At 54.5% G+C, this 15,344-nt stretch carries 20 protein-coding genes; 2 read left to right on the plus strand and 18 right to left on the minus strand.

What is annotated here, in order from left to right; translation table 11 throughout:
• Window positions 1-27 precede the first annotated feature (27 nt).
• The 6 genes from KI215_RS15095 to KI215_RS15120 all read right to left on the minus strand — a co-directional run bounded on the left by KI215_RS15095 (window position 28) and on the right by KI215_RS15120 (window position 2,838).
• On the minus strand, window positions 28-573 hold the full coding sequence (locus KI215_RS15095; protein WP_212773505.1) for a F0F1 ATP synthase subunit delta: 546 nt from the start codon (window positions 571-573) through the stop codon (window positions 28-30).
• Complete coding sequence (atpF, locus tag KI215_RS15100; RefSeq protein ID WP_420830149.1) at window positions 570-1,058, minus strand: F0F1 ATP synthase subunit B; 489 nt, start codon at window positions 1,056-1,058, stop codon at window positions 570-572. The genes KI215_RS15095 and atpF overlap by 4 nt, the downstream gene beginning before the upstream one ends.
• A 109-nt stretch (window positions 1,059-1,167) precedes the next feature.
• Entirely contained in the window at window positions 1,168-1,395 is a 228-nt protein-coding gene (gene atpE, locus KI215_RS15105; RefSeq protein WP_212773506.1) for a F0F1 ATP synthase subunit C, read from the minus strand.
• Between the two features lie 89 nt (window positions 1,396-1,484).
• The gene (gene atpB / locus KI215_RS15110; RefSeq protein WP_212773507.1) at window positions 1,485-2,210 is read right to left on the minus strand and encodes a F0F1 ATP synthase subunit A; all 726 of its coding nucleotides are present in this window, start codon (window positions 2,208-2,210) and stop codon (window positions 1,485-1,487) included.
• 8 nt (window positions 2,211-2,218) lie between these two features.
• Window positions 2,219-2,614: an ATP synthase subunit I gene (locus KI215_RS15115; RefSeq protein WP_212773508.1), complete on the minus strand. Its 396-nt coding sequence runs from the start codon at window positions 2,612-2,614 to the stop codon at window positions 2,219-2,221.
• Window positions 2,615-2,619: 5 nt separating this feature from the next.
• Complete coding sequence (locus KI215_RS15120) at window positions 2,620-2,838, minus strand: AtpZ/AtpI family protein (protein WP_212773509.1); 219 nt, start codon at window positions 2,836-2,838, stop codon at window positions 2,620-2,622.
• Window positions 2,839-3,276: 438 nt separating this feature from the next.
• Here KI215_RS15120 and KI215_RS15125 point away from each other — a divergent pair, with 438 nt between their 5' ends.
• Window positions 3,277-3,489 (plus strand): hypothetical protein, encoded by a 213-nt coding sequence (locus KI215_RS15125; protein ID WP_420830200.1) that lies wholly within the window; start codon window positions 3,277-3,279, stop codon window positions 3,487-3,489.
• A 165-nt stretch (window positions 3,490-3,654) separates the two neighbouring features.
• Here the strand turns inward: KI215_RS15125 and upp are convergent, their stop codons facing one another.
• The 12 genes from upp to prfA form a co-directional block, all read right to left on the minus strand.
• The gene (upp, locus tag KI215_RS15130) at window positions 3,655-4,284 is read right to left on the minus strand and encodes a uracil phosphoribosyltransferase (protein ID WP_212775232.1); all 630 of its coding nucleotides are present in this window, start codon (window positions 4,282-4,284) and stop codon (window positions 3,655-3,657) included.
• A 136-nt stretch (window positions 4,285-4,420) separates the two neighbouring features.
• Window positions 4,421-5,668, minus strand: coding sequence for a serine hydroxymethyltransferase (locus KI215_RS15135; protein ID WP_212775233.1), 1,248 nt, complete (start codon window positions 5,666-5,668; stop codon window positions 4,421-4,423).
• Between the two features lie 108 nt (window positions 5,669-5,776).
• Window positions 5,777-6,340: a TIGR01440 family protein gene (locus KI215_RS15140; protein WP_212773511.1), complete on the minus strand. Its 564-nt coding sequence runs from the start codon at window positions 6,338-6,340 to the stop codon at window positions 5,777-5,779.
• Window positions 6,341-6,348: 8 nt separating this feature from the next.
• On the minus strand, window positions 6,349-6,786 hold the full coding sequence (rpiB, locus tag KI215_RS15145) for a ribose 5-phosphate isomerase B (protein ID WP_212773512.1): 438 nt from the start codon (window positions 6,784-6,786) through the stop codon (window positions 6,349-6,351).
• A gap of 215 nt (window positions 6,787-7,001) precedes the next feature.
• Window positions 7,002-7,613, minus strand: a complete 612-nt coding sequence (locus KI215_RS15150) for a low molecular weight protein arginine phosphatase (RefSeq protein ID WP_212773513.1) — start codon at window positions 7,611-7,613, stop codon at window positions 7,002-7,004.
• A 22-nt stretch (window positions 7,614-7,635) separates the two neighbouring features.
• A complete protein-coding gene (locus KI215_RS15155) occupies window positions 7,636-8,358 on the minus strand; it encodes a ZIP family metal transporter (RefSeq protein ID WP_212773514.1) in 723 nt (240 codons plus the stop codon).
• 12 nt (window positions 8,359-8,370) lie between these two features.
• Window positions 8,371-8,934, minus strand: coding sequence for a manganese efflux pump MntP (locus KI215_RS15160; RefSeq protein ID WP_246512139.1), 564 nt, complete (start codon window positions 8,932-8,934; stop codon window positions 8,371-8,373).
• A 390-nt stretch (window positions 8,935-9,324) separates the two neighbouring features.
• Window positions 9,325-10,419 carry an L-threonylcarbamoyladenylate synthase gene (locus KI215_RS15165; RefSeq protein WP_212773515.1) on the minus strand — a complete coding sequence of 365 codons (1,095 nt, stop codon included), beginning with the start codon at window positions 10,417-10,419 and terminating at the stop codon, window positions 9,325-9,327.
• Entirely contained in the window at window positions 10,416-10,901 is a 486-nt protein-coding gene (locus tag KI215_RS15170) for a GNAT family N-acetyltransferase (RefSeq protein WP_212773516.1), read from the minus strand. The genes KI215_RS15165 and KI215_RS15170 overlap by 4 nt, the downstream gene beginning before the upstream one ends.
• Before the next feature lie 328 nt (window positions 10,902-11,229).
• Complete coding sequence (gene spoIIR / locus KI215_RS15175) at window positions 11,230-11,946, minus strand: stage II sporulation protein R (RefSeq protein ID WP_246512140.1); 717 nt, start codon at window positions 11,944-11,946, stop codon at window positions 11,230-11,232.
• 55 nt (window positions 11,947-12,001) lie between these two features.
• Entirely contained in the window at window positions 12,002-12,895 is an 894-nt protein-coding gene (gene prmC / locus KI215_RS15180) for a peptide chain release factor N(5)-glutamine methyltransferase (protein ID WP_212773517.1), read from the minus strand.
• 74 nt (window positions 12,896-12,969) lie between these two features.
• Entirely contained in the window at window positions 12,970-14,037 is a 1,068-nt protein-coding gene (gene prfA / locus KI215_RS15185; protein WP_212773518.1) for a peptide chain release factor 1, read from the minus strand.
• A 177-nt stretch (window positions 14,038-14,214) separates the two neighbouring features.
• On the opposite strand from prfA, the gene KI215_RS15190 reads away from it, so the two are divergent.
• Entirely contained in the window at window positions 14,215-15,279 is a 1,065-nt protein-coding gene (locus tag KI215_RS15190) for a CPBP family intramembrane glutamic endopeptidase (protein ID WP_212773519.1), read from the plus strand.
• The last annotated feature ends 65 nt before the right edge of the window (window positions 15,280-15,344 follow it).

Raw genomic sequence — 15,344 nt, forward strand, 5'->3', positions numbered from 1 at the left:
TCACCCCTATCTGTCCAAGTCCTTTCTTCAACGCATACGGGTTCCGCTCAGCTGTTGCTGGAAACGGTCCAGTTTCGTCTTCAGGCTACCGTCGTACAGGCGGTCGCCGACCCGTACGATCACCCCGCCCAAAATATCGGAATCCACCACGTTGGTGATGGAGAGCTCTTTCCCGATCAGTTCCTTGAAAAGGGTGATCAAACGTTTTTGATCCTTGACCGTCATCTTCCGCGGCGTCGTCACAATCGCATCCGCCACACCACGCGATTCATTGGCCAACGCGCGATATTCCTCCGCGATTTTGCCAATCGCCGATTGCCGTCCCCGGTCGATCAAGAGGAATAGAAGATGCTTCGTCGGCTCGGACAGCTCGCTGAAGATACGTTCCAACAGTTCTTTTTTCGCTTCCTCCGCCACATACGGATGCGCCAGCCATTCACGAAATTCACCGTTTTCCTCCAGTGTTTGGACCACGGTGAACAATTCCTGCTCCACCTGATCCAGCATCTGTTTCTCGCTGGCCACCTCGAACAAGGCACGCGCGTATCGCTTGGCTACCACGGATTGACTCATTGCAGTTCGCCTACCTGTTGAAGATAGCGATCCACCAATTTGGATTGCTGTTTGGCGTCAATTTCCTTCTCCATCACTTTGGAGGCCAGGAGAACAGCCAACTGACCGACCTGATCCCGCAATTCGGCCAGCGCTTTTTCTTTCTCACGGGCAATTTCGTTGGTTGCTTCCTGAATCATCCGTTCCGCCCGCTCTTGGGCTTCCTTGATGATCGCTTCGGCTTCCCGCTCTTTTTGCACCTTGGCGCGCTCCAACAGTTCACGTGCTTCTTTGCGCGCTTTTTCCAATGCCTCGCGCTGCTCCGCGACCAGCCGTTCCGCTTCGGCGCGATTTTTTTCCGCCGTGTCGATCTGTTCATCGATATACGCTTGGCGCTTTTCCATCACACCCATGATCGGGCGAAGCGCGAAGCGGATCAACAACCCCATCAAAACGAGGAAGGCGACCAACTGGAACAGCATGGTGCCCAACTCCAGCTTCAACACACCGAGTCACTCCCTTCAAACCGTGCTGAACGCCATCGGATCTGCGTATGAGTACAGCAATTTGGGCGGGGTAGAGGGTCCTACCCCGCCTTCATGTCGGAAGACCGCATTATTTGCCCAAAATCCCGAAGAGAACCAACATACCGAAGGCAACGGAGATAATCGGCAACGCTTCGACGAACGCGATCCCGATGATCATTTGACCGAACAGGGTACCCCGCGCTTCCGGCTGACGAGCGATGCCTTCCAGATAACGCCCGTATACCAGAGAGTTTCCGATCCCGGCGCCGACAGCGGCCAGACCCAACATGATAGCAGCAGCAATCGTGGTGGTCATGAGTAAATTCCTCCTTTGAATATCTCGATAAAATTTCGAATCTATTCTGATCAAACCGATTTTAATCTGGCTTTAATCTCCATCGTGTATTAATGATCATGGGCGACTTTTTGCCCGATGTAGACAATGGCCAAGACTGTAAACACATACGCTTGCACCGTGCCGACAAACAACGAATACGCCAACCACGGCAACAGCGGCAACGAACCAATCGCCCCGGCCTTCACCATGATCAGGATCAGCACTTCCCCCGCAAAAATGTTCCCCCATAAACGCAAGGCATGGGTCACCGGTTTCGCGATCTCGTCGATGATGTGCATCACCACCATCGGAGCGAACGGCTCAAAATAATGCTTCACATACCGCTTGGCTCCCGAGCGAATCCCCAGGTAATGGGCGAACAGTGTGATGGTGACCGCCATGACAACCGGGATGTTGATATCCGCAGTAGGAGATTTCCACCAGGCATAATGTTTGCCTTCCTCGATCCCGAGTGCCGGAATGGCGTGATGCGCTTCCGTGCTGATGTTGAGGATCAGACCCAGCTGGTTAGCCACAAACATGAACAAAAAGAGCGTAAAGGCGAACCCCACGTATTTTTCCGCCGTCTTCTGATCCAAACCGGTGCGGGTAACGCCGCGGATGAAGTCGATGAGCATTTCCACGAAGTTCTGCATTTTCGTTGGGCGAATGTCCCGTCCACGCGTGCCCCATACCGCGATCAGAAAGACCACGACGCAAGTGACGACAGTGGCGATCATCACAGCCACATCAAACGTGAGGCCAAACAGGTGAATCTTCGGCGTGAGCTCCATCCCATTTCTCACCTCTTTTCTCTGGAAAATTGGCGCTGCGTGTGCCGCAATCCCACGGCGATGAGGAGAATATATGGAACCGGTAACCCCAGCAGGACGGACCGGTAATCGATCCACTCGGGAAACCGGACAGCCAGCAACATCGGAAACGCCGCCATCAAAAACCGGTTGGCCAATCCCGTGTTGACGCGCCGCTTCCCGGACGCGGCGGACATGGCCTGTTCATCTATGAGGCGAAGTTTGCGGATCAAGTAGAGGACATTGTACAAACCGGCCGCTCCACCCAGGAAAATACCCGCAAAAAACACCTTCCACGACGTCGCCCACCACAAGAGAAAAGCAAGGGCCAAAAAGATACAGGTGAGAATGGCCGTTTGACGGCGGTAGAGGTCTTGCGCGTCCATTGGAGTCATTCCCTTAATAAAGCCTTGATGGTATAGAAAGCACTGGCGATACCCAATACAAGGCCCAACATCACACCCGTAATCAAGAGGACAGGTTGGGTGTGCCAGCGGGTATCTAACATGCGTCCCAGCCAACCACCCCCAAGTGTCATCAGCACCACTTCCATGCCGAGCGTACCGATCAGTCCGATCATTTGCCAGGGGTTATCTGTGCTTTTTTTCACAAAATCTCCCTCCGCATACAGCCTCTCCATAACGGGTATTCGATCAGGGGAGATATATGATGAAAGGGTTGTCATCGGCGTTGGAGGGTACCGTTATTTTCGGGATGGTCACAATGTTCCCCGTATATACTAACGAAGCTCAACAACCGTTGTCAACGCTTTCGCGGACGCATTTTTGAACAAAAAGTCACATTTTGATCAACTGATCCAAATGCTGGTGTTGGTTGTTTCTACAGGGTGAAATGGAATATAATTCCTGTCACGATTCGATCCGCGCAAAATTATGGAACAAATGTATCTATCAGTTTGCCCAATACGGGATGTCGATAGTCGGGGGAACCGTCGGTGTAAGCGCATTCAACCGACTTTGAACCGGGAGCTGGGAGAGCGAGCTTGGCTTCATTCGCCGGTTGTGAGGAATCCCCGGGTGAATCGAAGATTTACCCAGGACGCCGGTTCAAAGTGTATCGTGGCATGGGTTCACTCGCGCGATGCAGGCAAGGAGTCATGGACGTCGTCAACGCCGAACAGGCTAAAATCGCGGAAGCCGCCGGAGCGGTGGCCGTCATGGCGCTGAAGCGCGTCCCGGCCGATATTCGGGCCGCGGGCACCTTCGGCCTGATGAATACCAGACCACCCTGGAGCTGGTGAATACTGTCCAATTGCTTTCCCGGCATGCACCACCAGTCGCCCTGCAAGGAAGCAAAAATGACCGAAACGGACCACGGACGCGGGCAAAAACTCGCCATCACTCAAAAATCCAGCCCGCGATTCTCCCCGTGGTCCGTTTCTCCGTTTTACCGGGTATTATCGCTATTATTTTGTGCCAAAAAGACGGTCGCCCGCATCTCCCAGTCCGGGTACGATGTAGCTTTTCTCATTCAGCTTCTCATCCACCGCCGCGACATAGATATCCACATCATCATGCTCACGGTGAACGCGTTCGATTCCTTCCGGCGCGGCGATCAAACACATCAACTTCATGTTGCGTGCACCCATTTCTTTCAGGATGCGCAAGGCCGCAGCGGCAGAACCGCCCGTAGCCAACATCGGGTCAATTACGATCAGTTCGCGTTCGCCAATGTCCGACGGCATTTTGGAGTAGTACTGGACCGGCTCCAGTGTCTCCGGATCACGGTACAATCCCAGATGCCCCACTTTCGCCGTCGGGATCAGACGCAAAATGCCGTCCACCATGCCCAAACCAGCCCGCAGAATCGGCACTAATCCCAGTTTTTTGCCGGAAAGCACTTTGCACTTGGCCGGCGCTACCGGCGTTTCCACGGTCACTTCCTCCAACGGCATGTCCCGCGTGATCTCATAAGCCATCAGGGCTGACACTTCTTCCACCAATTCGCGAAACTCTTTTGTGCCCGTTCGCTTGTCACGTATATAGGTCAATTTGTGTTGAATCAACGGATGATCAAACACATACACATGTCCCATCATCGTTCACTCCCTTCGGATTCCTTCCACATTGTACAGGTCTTCAGATCCGTTTGTCCATTCAAAAGCGGGGATCATCCCAAAAAAATCCTGCCGCATCATACGGCAGGTCTCTCTTGACAACGTTCGCTGTGTTTTACACCTTCAAGTCCGGATACAATGGGAATTTATCTGTCAAACGTGCCACACGCTGACGCGCTTGTTCCTGCGCTTGGGCGTCATCCGGATTTTTCAGGACCAACGACATGATATCGGCGATTTCCTCCATCGCTTCCTCATCCATTCCCCGTGTCGTTACCGCCGGTGTACCGATCCGGATACCACTGGTGACAAACGGACTCTCCGGATCGAAGGGGATGGCGTTTTTGTTGACGGTGATCCCCACTTCGTCCAGGAGGAATTCCGCCTGTTTCCCGGTCAGGTTTAAGTTGCGGACATCAATCAGGATCAAGTGGTTGTCCGTGCCGCCGGAAATCAGTTGGAATCCGCGTTCGATCAACGCTTGCGCCAAACGGGACGCATTGTTGACAACCCTGGCCGAGTAGTCTTTGAACGAATCGGAAAGTGCCTCGGCAAAAGCCACCGCCTTGGCCGCGATCACATGCATCAACGGACCGCCTTGAATGCCGGGGAAGATCGACTTATCAATCTGTTTGGCGTATTTCTCCTTGCACAAAATCATACCGCCCCGAGGACCGCGCAACGTTTTGTGCGTGGTGGTTGTGACGAAATCGGCATACGGAACCGGGTTGGGATGATGTCCCGTCGCCACCAGACCAGCGATGTGCGCCATATCGACCATCAGCAGGCAACCTGCTTCATCGGCGATCTCCCGCAGCTTGGCGAAATCGATCGTCCGCGGATAGGCGCTGGCGCCGGCGACGAGCAATTTCGGTTTGTGTTCGAGGGCCAAGCGACGCACTTCTTCATAATCGATCCGATGCGTTTCGGGATCAACCCCATAGGCGACAAATTTGTACAACTTTCCGGAAAAGTTGACCGGACTACCATGGGTAAGATGGCCGCCGTGAGCCAAGTTCATTCCCAACACTGTATCGCCGGGTTCCAACACGGAGAAATAAACAGCCATGTTGGCTTGTGCACCCGAGTGCGGTTGCACATTGGCATGTTCCGCACCGAACAGCTTTTTTGCCCGCTCCCGGGCCAGGTCTTCCACAATGTCCACATATTCACAGCCGCCATAGTACCGTTTTCCGGGATAACCTTCAGCGTATTTGTTGGTCAGCACGGTTCCCAACGCTTCTAGCACGGCACGGCTGACAAAGTTTTCAGACGCAATCAGTTCAATTTTTTGTTGTTGACGGGACAACTCGCTTGCGATGGCTTCCGCCGTTTCCGGGTCTGTTTGCCGAATATGATTCAGCACCGACTTCTCCTCCTTTTTGCGTGGCCATTCGTTCACTATCTTATCATGTCCGGCACTTCCGACAAAGTGGAAATAGAAAGCTTGTCCCAATTGGATTCGATGCGGTCAAGGTTGCAATGTATAAACGGCACGGGCACCGCCGATCAATTTGGGTCGTGTCTTGGCCATCGTCACATGCGCTTCACCAATTTGCCGACAACTGGGACGCACCGGTACGGCAACCGGCTTCAAGTGCATGCCGATCAATGTATCACCGATGTCGATCCCGGCATCGGCACGCAAACTTTCCACTATGACCGCCTCATCCAGATGACGGTAGGCATACGCAGCCATCGCACCGCCTGCTTTCGGCACGGGAACCACCGTCACCTCTTCCAATTGGAACCGCTCCATGGTCTCTCTGCGAACCACCAAGGCCCGGTTGAGGTGTTCGCAACATTGAAATGCGAGATGAAAGCCGTACTTCTTTTGCGCTTCCATCAGTTCTTGAAAGATAGCCCGAGCTACTTCATCATTCCCCGCTGTACCGATCCGCTTACCGATCACCTCGCTGGTACTGACACCAACCACCAACAGATGGCGTTCATCCAACGGCTTTTCGGCCACCAATTCATCTACCAGCTGAACGACCTGCCCAGGGGTAAAGAGATCCGGTTTGGCCTCATTCATCCCCCCACTCACTCCTCCAACGCTCCGATCTTTTCCACTCGGCGTTGATGGCGTCCTCCCGCGAATTCCGTCTCCAGGAACACCTCGACAATCTCCCGTGCCAGCCCGGGACCGACGACACGCTCACCGATTGCCAACACGTTGGCGTCATTGTGTTCCCGGCTCATCCGGGCGGAAAAGGTGTCGCTCACCACAGCGCAACGAACACCCTTTACCTTGTTGGCTGCGATCGACATCCCGATTCCCGTCCCGCAGACGAGGATACCCCGATTGAATTCCCCTTTGGCTACCCGTTCGGCCACCGGCTGTGCGTAGTCGGGATAATCGACGGAATCCGGGCAATCACATCCCACATCTTCGAAGGCGATCTCCTTTTCCTGCAACCATTTCTTGATTTCCTCCTTCAAACGGAAACCGCCATGATCCGAACCGATAATCACACGCATTCGAACGCCTCCTATTCATCCTCTACGATCATAGTATACCCGGTTGCTGCTCTGCGAGGTAGGGTAACCTTTCCTGGGAAATATTCTCGCTCGTACGGTTTCGTTATATGAAATGCGGGAACTGCCTTCCCACCGCTCCTTTGACGGTTGGAAAACGGCTCCCGCATTGCACCCGGCTTCCTGAACCCACCCAATATGATATAAGGGAATCCGTGTTACGTCGTCTCTCCACGCAGGCGGTCAATCAATCGTTTCAGCAGCTCTTCCAATTCTTCGGCGCACTGCTCATACTCTTCCACCGAACCTCCGAACGGATCAGCCACATCCAAGTCACCCAACCGCTTCTGCAATTGGGTCTCTAACTGCTCTTCCCGCTTCCACAGGGAACGTAACACCTCGTCATCAGATTTTTTCTGTCCCAATGCCTCCATAGTGGCCAGTTCCGCCCGTACTCCGTCCAACTCTCGGATCAGCGCATCTGTATCCCTGTCGGACAACACATATTCCTTCAGTGTATACGCCTTTCCAACGGTCTGTGGGTAATAGGCGGTCAACATTTGTTTGTGTCCCATGGTCATGGTCAGGATCAAATCAGCCCACTCCACCAGCTCAGGTTGAAGCGAGCGTGACCGGTGGTCATGATCGATGCCTTTTTTCTTCAACACCTTGACGGCATGGTTGGAAGCAGACATCCCATCCAGTGCCGACACGCCGGCAGAACGCACCTCCACTTCGAGACCCGCTTCCTGCGCCAACCGGCGAAACAGAGCTTCAGCCATCGGACTGCGACAGGTATTTCCCGTACAAACGAACAAGATGCGTTTCACCCGTTCACCCCCTGTCTTCCCATTATCCATGAATGACGTGAATCGTATACATCAAAAACATACCACAGATTACCCCGCCCAATGCCCAATTACGATCCAATATCCATGCCCGGGGTACCACTTCACGCACCATCATCCCCATCATCACCGTAACTGCCAGCATGAGCCCCACCGCAATTACATCCGGTGCATCTTGCCACCATCCTGTGCCCATCCAGGTTCCGACCGGCAGCGCACCAGCGGCAAGGAGACTATAGGCCAGCACCATCATGCGTGGGCGACGCGCTGCCATCATCGGCAAGGCCATGCCGATTCCCTCGGGTACATTGTGAAGTGCCAACGCAATCACCAGCGCGATTCCCGTTTCCATATGCAAATCAAACCCGACTCCGATGGCAGCCCCCTCAGGAATGTTGTGTAAAATGACAGCGACAGCCATCACATTGCCGACCCGCCTCATCCCATGCTCGGATAACTCGAAAGACGCCGGTGAACCGTGGCGATGAAACAGCAACATCCACAGCATGCCCAATGAACTTCCCATCATGATATGAGGCCAAGAACCCCAGATCCAAACCAACGGCAGCAGGTGCAACAGCGCCACAAATGTCAATGCGCCTGCAGACAGTCCCAATGCCGCCGCCAATCCACGCTCGGATAACGGCTTTTTCCTCACAATCACCATGGCTGCACCCGCCACCATCGTCAAACCGGAGCACATGCTGTAAAACAGCGCCTCATTCATCACGAGCGCTCCTCACCATAGGAATTGCACACCCAGATATAACAGGATCGCTCCACCTAAAATTTCTCCGTATTCCCCAATCCAAGTGCCAGCTCGACGCCCTGCAGCCATGCCCAAAATGCCCAGGGTTCCGCCCGATACACCGGACAACAGCGCCGCTCCGATCACATTGCTGTGAAACAATCCCAACGACAACCCGGCTGAAAGTGAGTCCAGACTGACGCTCAACGCAAACAGCATCATGCCCCAAAAAGAATTGTGATGCAGCATCGTACCCTCGGCCGATCCCCGGAATCCCTGCACCAACATGTTGACACCGAGAAAACACAACAGGCCGCCGCCAACGATCGCGGCGAGATTCCCGACAAGGGTACTGACATATCGCCCCAGTCCCATCCCAAATAAAGGGAGTAACACGTGAAACATTCCGATGACGCCACTGATCATGAGTGCCCTGGAACGGCGGATTCCCCTCAATCCCAATCCCACCCCGAGGGAGAACGCATCCATGCCCAATGCGATGGCTATCAAAATCAAGGTCATCCATTGTCCCCATTGCGGCAAGGAAAGACTCACGTCATCTCCTCCCCCGTGCCTGTCCCGCTTGTCTTCACATGGATATGCAATTCAAACGAGAAAAAGAACAAAGGCCGGGGGCTTGCATATCCGTACGTATGGAAAAAGACGGGATTGCGATCCCGTCCAGATTGTTGACAAAGTGGTCGAAGTTGTATTTGATACGTCGGCCCGCTCGCTTTCCCGGCTCGCTACCTGTGCCCTACACGGAAGCAAATGACACCCGCATTCCGACCGAGCCGATCAGTGCAAGACGCGAGCAAAGTACGCTTCGTTGAGAAAATTGAGTTTTTGCTCAGTCAGGGCTTGGCCAGTCGCTCGTCTGGGAAAACATCGCACCCCGAAGCGCGAGTGGTCCAAACGCTTTGTCAGGTCTCAGAGGGAGTCCTCTCAGCTCGACGTTGACCTCTCCGCATGGATAATCCGTCCTTCCGCCGCTTTCCGTAGGCGGTTCATCACCGTAAACCAGATCCCGTCCACGGGAAAGGATTCCGCCAAAATATATTCGGCTCCCAATTCGTCAAACCGGCGCAAGGCGGCGTACAAACCACGTGCCACGCTTTCGGGTTCGGACCGCCTGCCGCAGGAGACCACCCAATCCGCTTTGTAGCGCATCAATCGCTCATCCGTGGTCAATATGCCAACACGACGCCCCTGTGCGGCAGCATCATCGGCCAACCGCTGAATGGTGCGCATCATATCGGCTTCCGTCCCTGTTACCAACCACATCTCACCGTTCGGGGCATAGTGGCGGTATTTCATTCCCGGCGACCGGGGGCGCTGCGCTTCCGCTTGCAAACCGGGATCAACCCGCACCTCGCCGACGACTTTCTTCAGCGCTTCCAACGTAATACCACCCGGACGGAGCAAGATGGGTACCTCCTCCGTTACATCGACAACGGTGGATTCCACTCCGACACCCGACGGACCGCCATCGAGCAACCCATCAATCCTTCCGGCGAGATCCTCCCAAACATGTTCCGCCTCCGTCGGGCTGGGGCGCCCGGAACGATTGGCGCTTGGCGCCGCCACCGGCACCCCCGCCTCCTGGAGCAAAGCGAGAGCTACCGGGTGGGAGGGCATCCGCACTCCGACGGTGCGCAGCCCGGCTGTCACCGAAGGAGCAACCGTGCCCCGATGAGGAAGAATCAAGGTCAACGGACCAGGCCAAAACCGCTCGATCAAAACCCGACCCGTATCCGGCAAAGTGGAAACCAGCTCATCCAACTGTTCCCGTTTGCCGATATGCACGATCAGCGGGTTGTCACTCGGACGGCCTTTTGCCTGGAAAATTTTCTTGACCGCTTCATCGGACCGCGCATCTGCACCCAATCCGTATACAGTTTCCGTGGGAAATGCGACCAATTTCCCCTCCCGCAACATGGCGGCCGCTTCCCGAATGCCGATCTCCCGTTTCAATCCATCCACTGAATCGTGCGGTTGTTCAATGATCCATCTTCTGGTCTCTACTCGCACTGCCGTCACCCTTTTTCGTCCATTTCCCCTTTCATGATACCATACTCCCCCATATCCAGCCGCATCAATACTCCCGCATCGGCGCGTATCTGCCGTACATGTTCAGACTCCCGCATCTCACGGGGTGCCTTGTCCCATTCGACGGGTTGAAAGCCCAACGCCAAAAAAAGCGGATGAACGGACTTGGACAGTAAAAACAAATCTTGCAACTGCAACCGTTTGGCCAATGCCATCGCCGCCCCGAACATGGAAATACCCAGATCAGGATTCCACGCTTTTCGTTCGACCACGAACGAGCGCAACAAACCGGACCGTCCATACACTTCCATCCCCACCGTCCCCGCCAATCGCTCTTTTTCGGGGGCATTTGGACGTTCCGCCACCAAAAAGCGATGTACATGCTCGTCCACACCGCCCGCATACAAACCTGCCCCTTCCAGCATTTCCACGATGGCGGGGAGGTCCCCTGTCCGCGCCAATCGCACGCGCATGACCACCCTCTCCTTTCCCGCGAATCTATCACTGGAAATCTATGCGTCCCAAAGAAACAATAGAACCCCGTTCCGATGGGAACGGGGAGAGACTGTCATTGCGGGTGCGCCGCTTTCCCTCTCGCTCCTGTAACGTAAACAAGATGGCTTGTGGGAAAACAGCCACTCTTTATGAGAGAAGCGGGCCCGAATTTCCCGTCGAGTGCAGAGCGAAGACGGGAAACCGGAGCCCGCGAACTTGTCATAACTAAGTCATGACCGGGTCAACCTTTTCATTTACAAGGAAAGTACCTCTGGTGGTCAGCCGTGTGGAATGAAAAACATCCTCTCACTGTTCGGCATCCCATAATCCGGAGAAAAAATCCTTCAGCGAGTCCCACAGGAAGGAACGCACCTGTACCGGTTTTTCTTCGGGTTCGGAGGATTCCTGTGCAGGAGCGGCCAACGCTTCATTCGCTCCCATCGCGGAGAGCCGCCGCTCCTTGGTTTGAGGAACGGCATCCCCATTGCTCATATCGACGAAACACAACGGCGGAAACAGGACACACCACCAATTATCTCCCTGACCCTTTCCGATGGTGATGCGCAGCGCTTCATATTGACCGGCGGGATATACCTCATCACCGTACAGTTTGGTCGGAAACGGAACCAGACCGAAATCGACTTTCACCGGGTAGGTATACCCGTGTTGACGAACCGTTCGTTCCGCGATCGACTGAAACAGCGGCAAGCGTGAACGAATGGCCTGACGCGCCTCCACCATATTTCGCGGCCGCTTTGCCCATGTTTCGATCTCGGCGATCACAGCATCGCGCACTTGCCGCTTCAGCCACTGATCTTGTGCACTGTTGCTGTTGGCCAAAATGCGCAATCGAATCGCTTGTTTGGGGATTTCCGGTTTCTTCTCCCCTTCCAGTGAAGGTGTCGACTGAGCCGCGACACTCATCACCGCACCATCAGATACCTTGTCTCCCATCCACAACCAACCCCATGTGCAGAAGACCATGATCGCCAATATCCATCCATAAGTCCGCAAAAAAGGCATGACTGCCGACCTCCTCCTCATTCTCACCCACCAGTATGGACAGGCTGAGGGGGATTTAATCGCCGTCATGCCGGATTTTTTTGATGTTCGAGCAGACTACCCGCGGAATCCCCGCCAGGTCGTTCGTCACATCCACCCGCACATCCATTGGTAATTGTTGAAGCATCGCGGCAACCGCGTCACTTTGGCCCGCTCCCACTTCCAATGCAACCAAAGCCGGTTCATCCAACACAGCCGGCAACTGCCTGACGATGCGTCGATAAATCTCCAACCCGTCGACACCGCCGTCCAAAGCTAAAACCGGTTCAAAATCACGCACCCGTTTTTCCAGTGTAGGGATCACATCGCGCGGGATATACGGGGGATTGGAAATGACCACCTGGGCACGCTTACCCGATGTGGACAACGGTTCCAGCAAATCCCCCTGCCGCCACACAATCCGATTTCTGACCCCGTGGATTTCCGCATTGGTTTGTGCGGTTGCGAGGGCTTCGGGGGAGAGATCAATGGCCCACACTTCCCAATGCGGACGCTCGCACGCCAATGTGACTGCGATGGCGCCACTACCCGTTCCGATATCGACCACACGAATGGGCTGGCGCCCAAAAATTTGATCCGCTTCCGCCAATACCCGTTCCACCAGTACTTCCGTCTCCGGGCGGGGAATTAACACCGAAGGGTCGACGCGAAACGAGCGACCAAAAAACGACTGCTCACCGATCAGATACTGCAGCGGTTCCCCTGACGCAGCGCGCATCACCCACGTTTGGAAACGATCAGCCGCTTCCTTCGGCATGGGTTCATCCATTCGGGTGAAAAAACGGGTACGATCCCAACCCAATGCGCTCCGCAGCAGCAATTCGGATTCGAACCACGCTGATTCGCCCCGTTCTCCCAATCGTTCCGCTGCCCATCGGTAAGCCTCTTTCACGCTTGAAAAAGTCAACATCGAGGTTCCACCTGCTTTTCCAAAACGTCGGCCTTTTCCCGGCGATCGGCTCGGTCGTAGCATCTACAGAGATCTTATTCCGCCTTTTTCAACAGCTCCGCCTGTTCATGCAGTGTCAACGCATCGATGATCTCGTCCAACTCGCCGTCCAGCACCTGATCCAATTTGTGCAGTGTCAGACCGATCCGATGGTCAGTCACACGACTCTGCGGGAAATTGTACGTCCGGATCCGTTCGCTCCGATCGCCCGTACCCACTTGGCTCTTCCGGGCATCCGCCAGTTTGGCATGCTCCTCTTGCTGCATTTTGTCCAGCAAACGGGCCCGCAACACGCGCATCGCCTTTTCCCGGTTTTTGATCTGAGACTTCTCGTCTTGACACGAGACGACAATACCGGTCGGCAAATGGGTGATACGCACCGCCGATTTGGTCGTGTTCACACTTTGTCCGCCCGGCCCACTGGAGCAGAAGGTGTCGATGCGGATATCTTTTTCGTGAATTTCCACTTCCACTTCTTCCGCCTCGGGCAATACCGCCACTGTCGCTGTCGACGTGTGGATGCGACCGCCCGACTCCGTCTCCGGTACCCGCTGAACCCGATGCGCACCGCTTTCATACTTAAGCCGGCTGTATGCACCATGTCCCTGGACGGAAAAGATGACCTCCTTAAACCCGCCCAATCCGGTAGGGTTCGCATCCAGCACTTCGGTCTTCCACCCTTGGCGTTCGGCGTACCGGGTGTACATCCGAAACAGATCGGCTGCAAACAAGGCCGCCTCCTCGCCACCGGCCGCTCCGCGGATTTCGACGATCACGTTTTTCTCATCGTTGGGGTCCTTGGGCAACAGCAGGATGCGCAAGCGCTCTTCCAGCTGTTCCTTGCGGTCGCTGAGTTCGTCAATTTCCGCCTTGACCAATTCGTACATCTCGTCGTCCAATTTTTCCTGCAACATGGCCCGGGCATCGCTCAGTTGTTCGGTCACCCGCTTGTATTCGTTATAAGCTTGATATTTTTCTTCCAAGTCGGCTTGCTCCTTGGAGTATTTGCGCAACAACTCAGGATTATTGATCACCCGGGGATCGCAGAGCAATTGGCTCAGCTCTTCGTAACGCTCCCGGATGGATTCCAATCGGTCCAACACGGTGCTTCACTCCCAATCCGAAAGGAAATGCCGAGATCACATCCCGCATCACTTTATAATACCATACTGCTTTATCCAACGGAATGGATTAAATGATGCCGGATACCGAATCGCTCTTTTCTGTATCGCATAAACGTTTGTTGGTAAAATAAAATGGAAACTGATGAATAGCACCTCATGCAAAGAAAGGGTGAAACAGTGGAAATCGTCGTTCTCTTGCTGCTATTCCTTCCCCTTTTCATCATCATGTGGTTTGCCAACCGGGCAGACCGGTTCCGTTTGTCCGATACGAACGACACAGGAACGGTGTGGGCCGTTTTCTGTTATCTGTCGCTTGTGATGCTGCATTTGCTGGTTTTGGGGATGGTGAGCCTGCTGAGCTTATTGACCTCCCTCGCCGCTTCCACTCCGATTCCTGCCGGCATGCCGGGCCCCCAAATCGATGCAGCCATGTTGGAAGGGTTGAACCAAGCAAAAGTGGTTGTGATGGTGACGACACTGGCCGGTCTTATCGTATTGCTGCCGTTCGTCCGCCGTCTGATTGCCCTCCTCATTCCCATCGATTCGTCCAGTCGGGTTCATGCGGCGGCCTTGTCGTTGTCGGCACTGATTTTCGCCTATTTAATGGCAACGGTGGCAATCGGTCTGGACAACATTGCCAAGTGGAATGAAGCAGCGCCCCGCTCAACCGCCGGTACCGTCTCTTCCATCTGGGCACAGGATATCCTGTTGACCTTGCTCGCTTTGGTCGGTGTTGGCTGGCTGGCACGTCGCCGATTTGGTGATGCTTTGCAACGTCTCGGCATTGTCAAGCCCAGTTTTCGCCAATTGGGATTGGGAGTGGGTATTGGATTGGCGATGGTGGTCGTCGCCCAAGTCGTGGAACAATTACTGTATGCAGCCGGCATCCCTCTCGATCCGCACGTGGAAAAAGTAACCGAGCAAGTGATCGGCCCGTTATTCTCTTCTGTTCCAGGCATCCTTACTCTGGGTATGGCTGCCGCATTGGGGGAAGAAAGCCTCTTCCGCGGCGCCTTGCAACCACGATTCGGGATTTTTTTCACTTCCGTTCTGTTCTCGTTTATCCACAGTAATTATGGTCTGTCCATCTCTACGCTGATCGTGTTCCTTCTCGGTCTGGTGTTGGGTTGGATTCGCCGTCGGCACAACACCGTCACGTCGATGGCTGTACATGCGACGTACAATATCACGCTGGGTGTATTGACACAATTTATGCGTTGAACAACAAAGGACCGGTGATCCGGTCCTTTGAGAGTGTCGACCAAGTTCCACGAACAGGCGTCCCC

Origin of the sequence: Polycladomyces abyssicola (assembly GCF_018326425.1) — a bacterium.
Taxonomy (GTDB): Bacteria; Bacillota; Bacilli; order Thermoactinomycetales; family JIR-001; genus Polycladomyces; species Polycladomyces abyssicola.

What these genes read in the sequence shown, in the direction of transcription:
- KI215_RS15095 (WP_212773505.1), bottom strand. Translation starts at nt 573, where the DNA reads ATGAGTCAATCCGTGGTAGCCAAGCGATACGCGCGTGCCTTGTTCGAG.
- atpE (WP_212773506.1), bottom strand. Translation starts at nt 1,395, where the DNA reads ATGACCACCACGATTGCTGCTGCTATCATGTTGGGTCTGGCCGCTGTC.
- atpB (WP_212773507.1), bottom strand. Translation starts at nt 2,210, where the DNA reads ATGGAGCTCACGCCGAAGATTCACCTGTTTGGCCTCACGTTTGATGTG.
- KI215_RS15115 (WP_212773508.1), bottom strand. Translation starts at nt 2,614, where the DNA reads ATGGACGCGCAAGACCTCTACCGCCGTCAAACGGCCATTCTCACCTGT.
- upp (WP_212775232.1), bottom strand. Translation starts at nt 4,284, where the DNA reads ATGGGACATGTGTATGTGTTTGATCATCCGTTGATTCAACACAAATTG.
- KI215_RS15140 (WP_212773511.1), bottom strand. Translation starts at nt 6,340, where the DNA reads ATGAATGAGGCCAAACCGGATCTCTTTACCCCTGGGCAGGTCGTTCAG.
- rpiB (WP_212773512.1), bottom strand. Translation starts at nt 6,786, where the DNA reads ATGCGTGTGATTATCGGTTCGGATCATGGCGGTTTCCGTTTGAAGGAG.
- KI215_RS15155 (WP_212773514.1), bottom strand. Translation starts at nt 8,358, where the DNA reads ATGAATGAGGCGCTGTTTTACAGCATGTGCTCCGGTTTGACGATGGTG.
- KI215_RS15170 (WP_212773516.1), bottom strand. Translation starts at nt 10,901, where the DNA reads ATGCGCGTGCGATTGGCGCGGACAGGGGACCTCCCCGCCATCGTGGAA.
- spoIIR (WP_246512140.1), bottom strand. Translation starts at nt 11,946, where the DNA reads ATGCCTTTTTTGCGGACTTATGGATGGATATTGGCGATCATGGTCTTC.
- prmC (WP_212773517.1), bottom strand. Translation starts at nt 12,895, where the DNA reads ATGTTGACTTTTTCAAGCGTGAAAGAGGCTTACCGATGGGCAGCGGAA.
- KI215_RS15190 (WP_212773519.1), top strand. Translation starts at nt 14,215, where the DNA reads ATGCAAAGAAAGGGTGAAACAGTGGAAATCGTCGTTCTCTTGCTGCTA.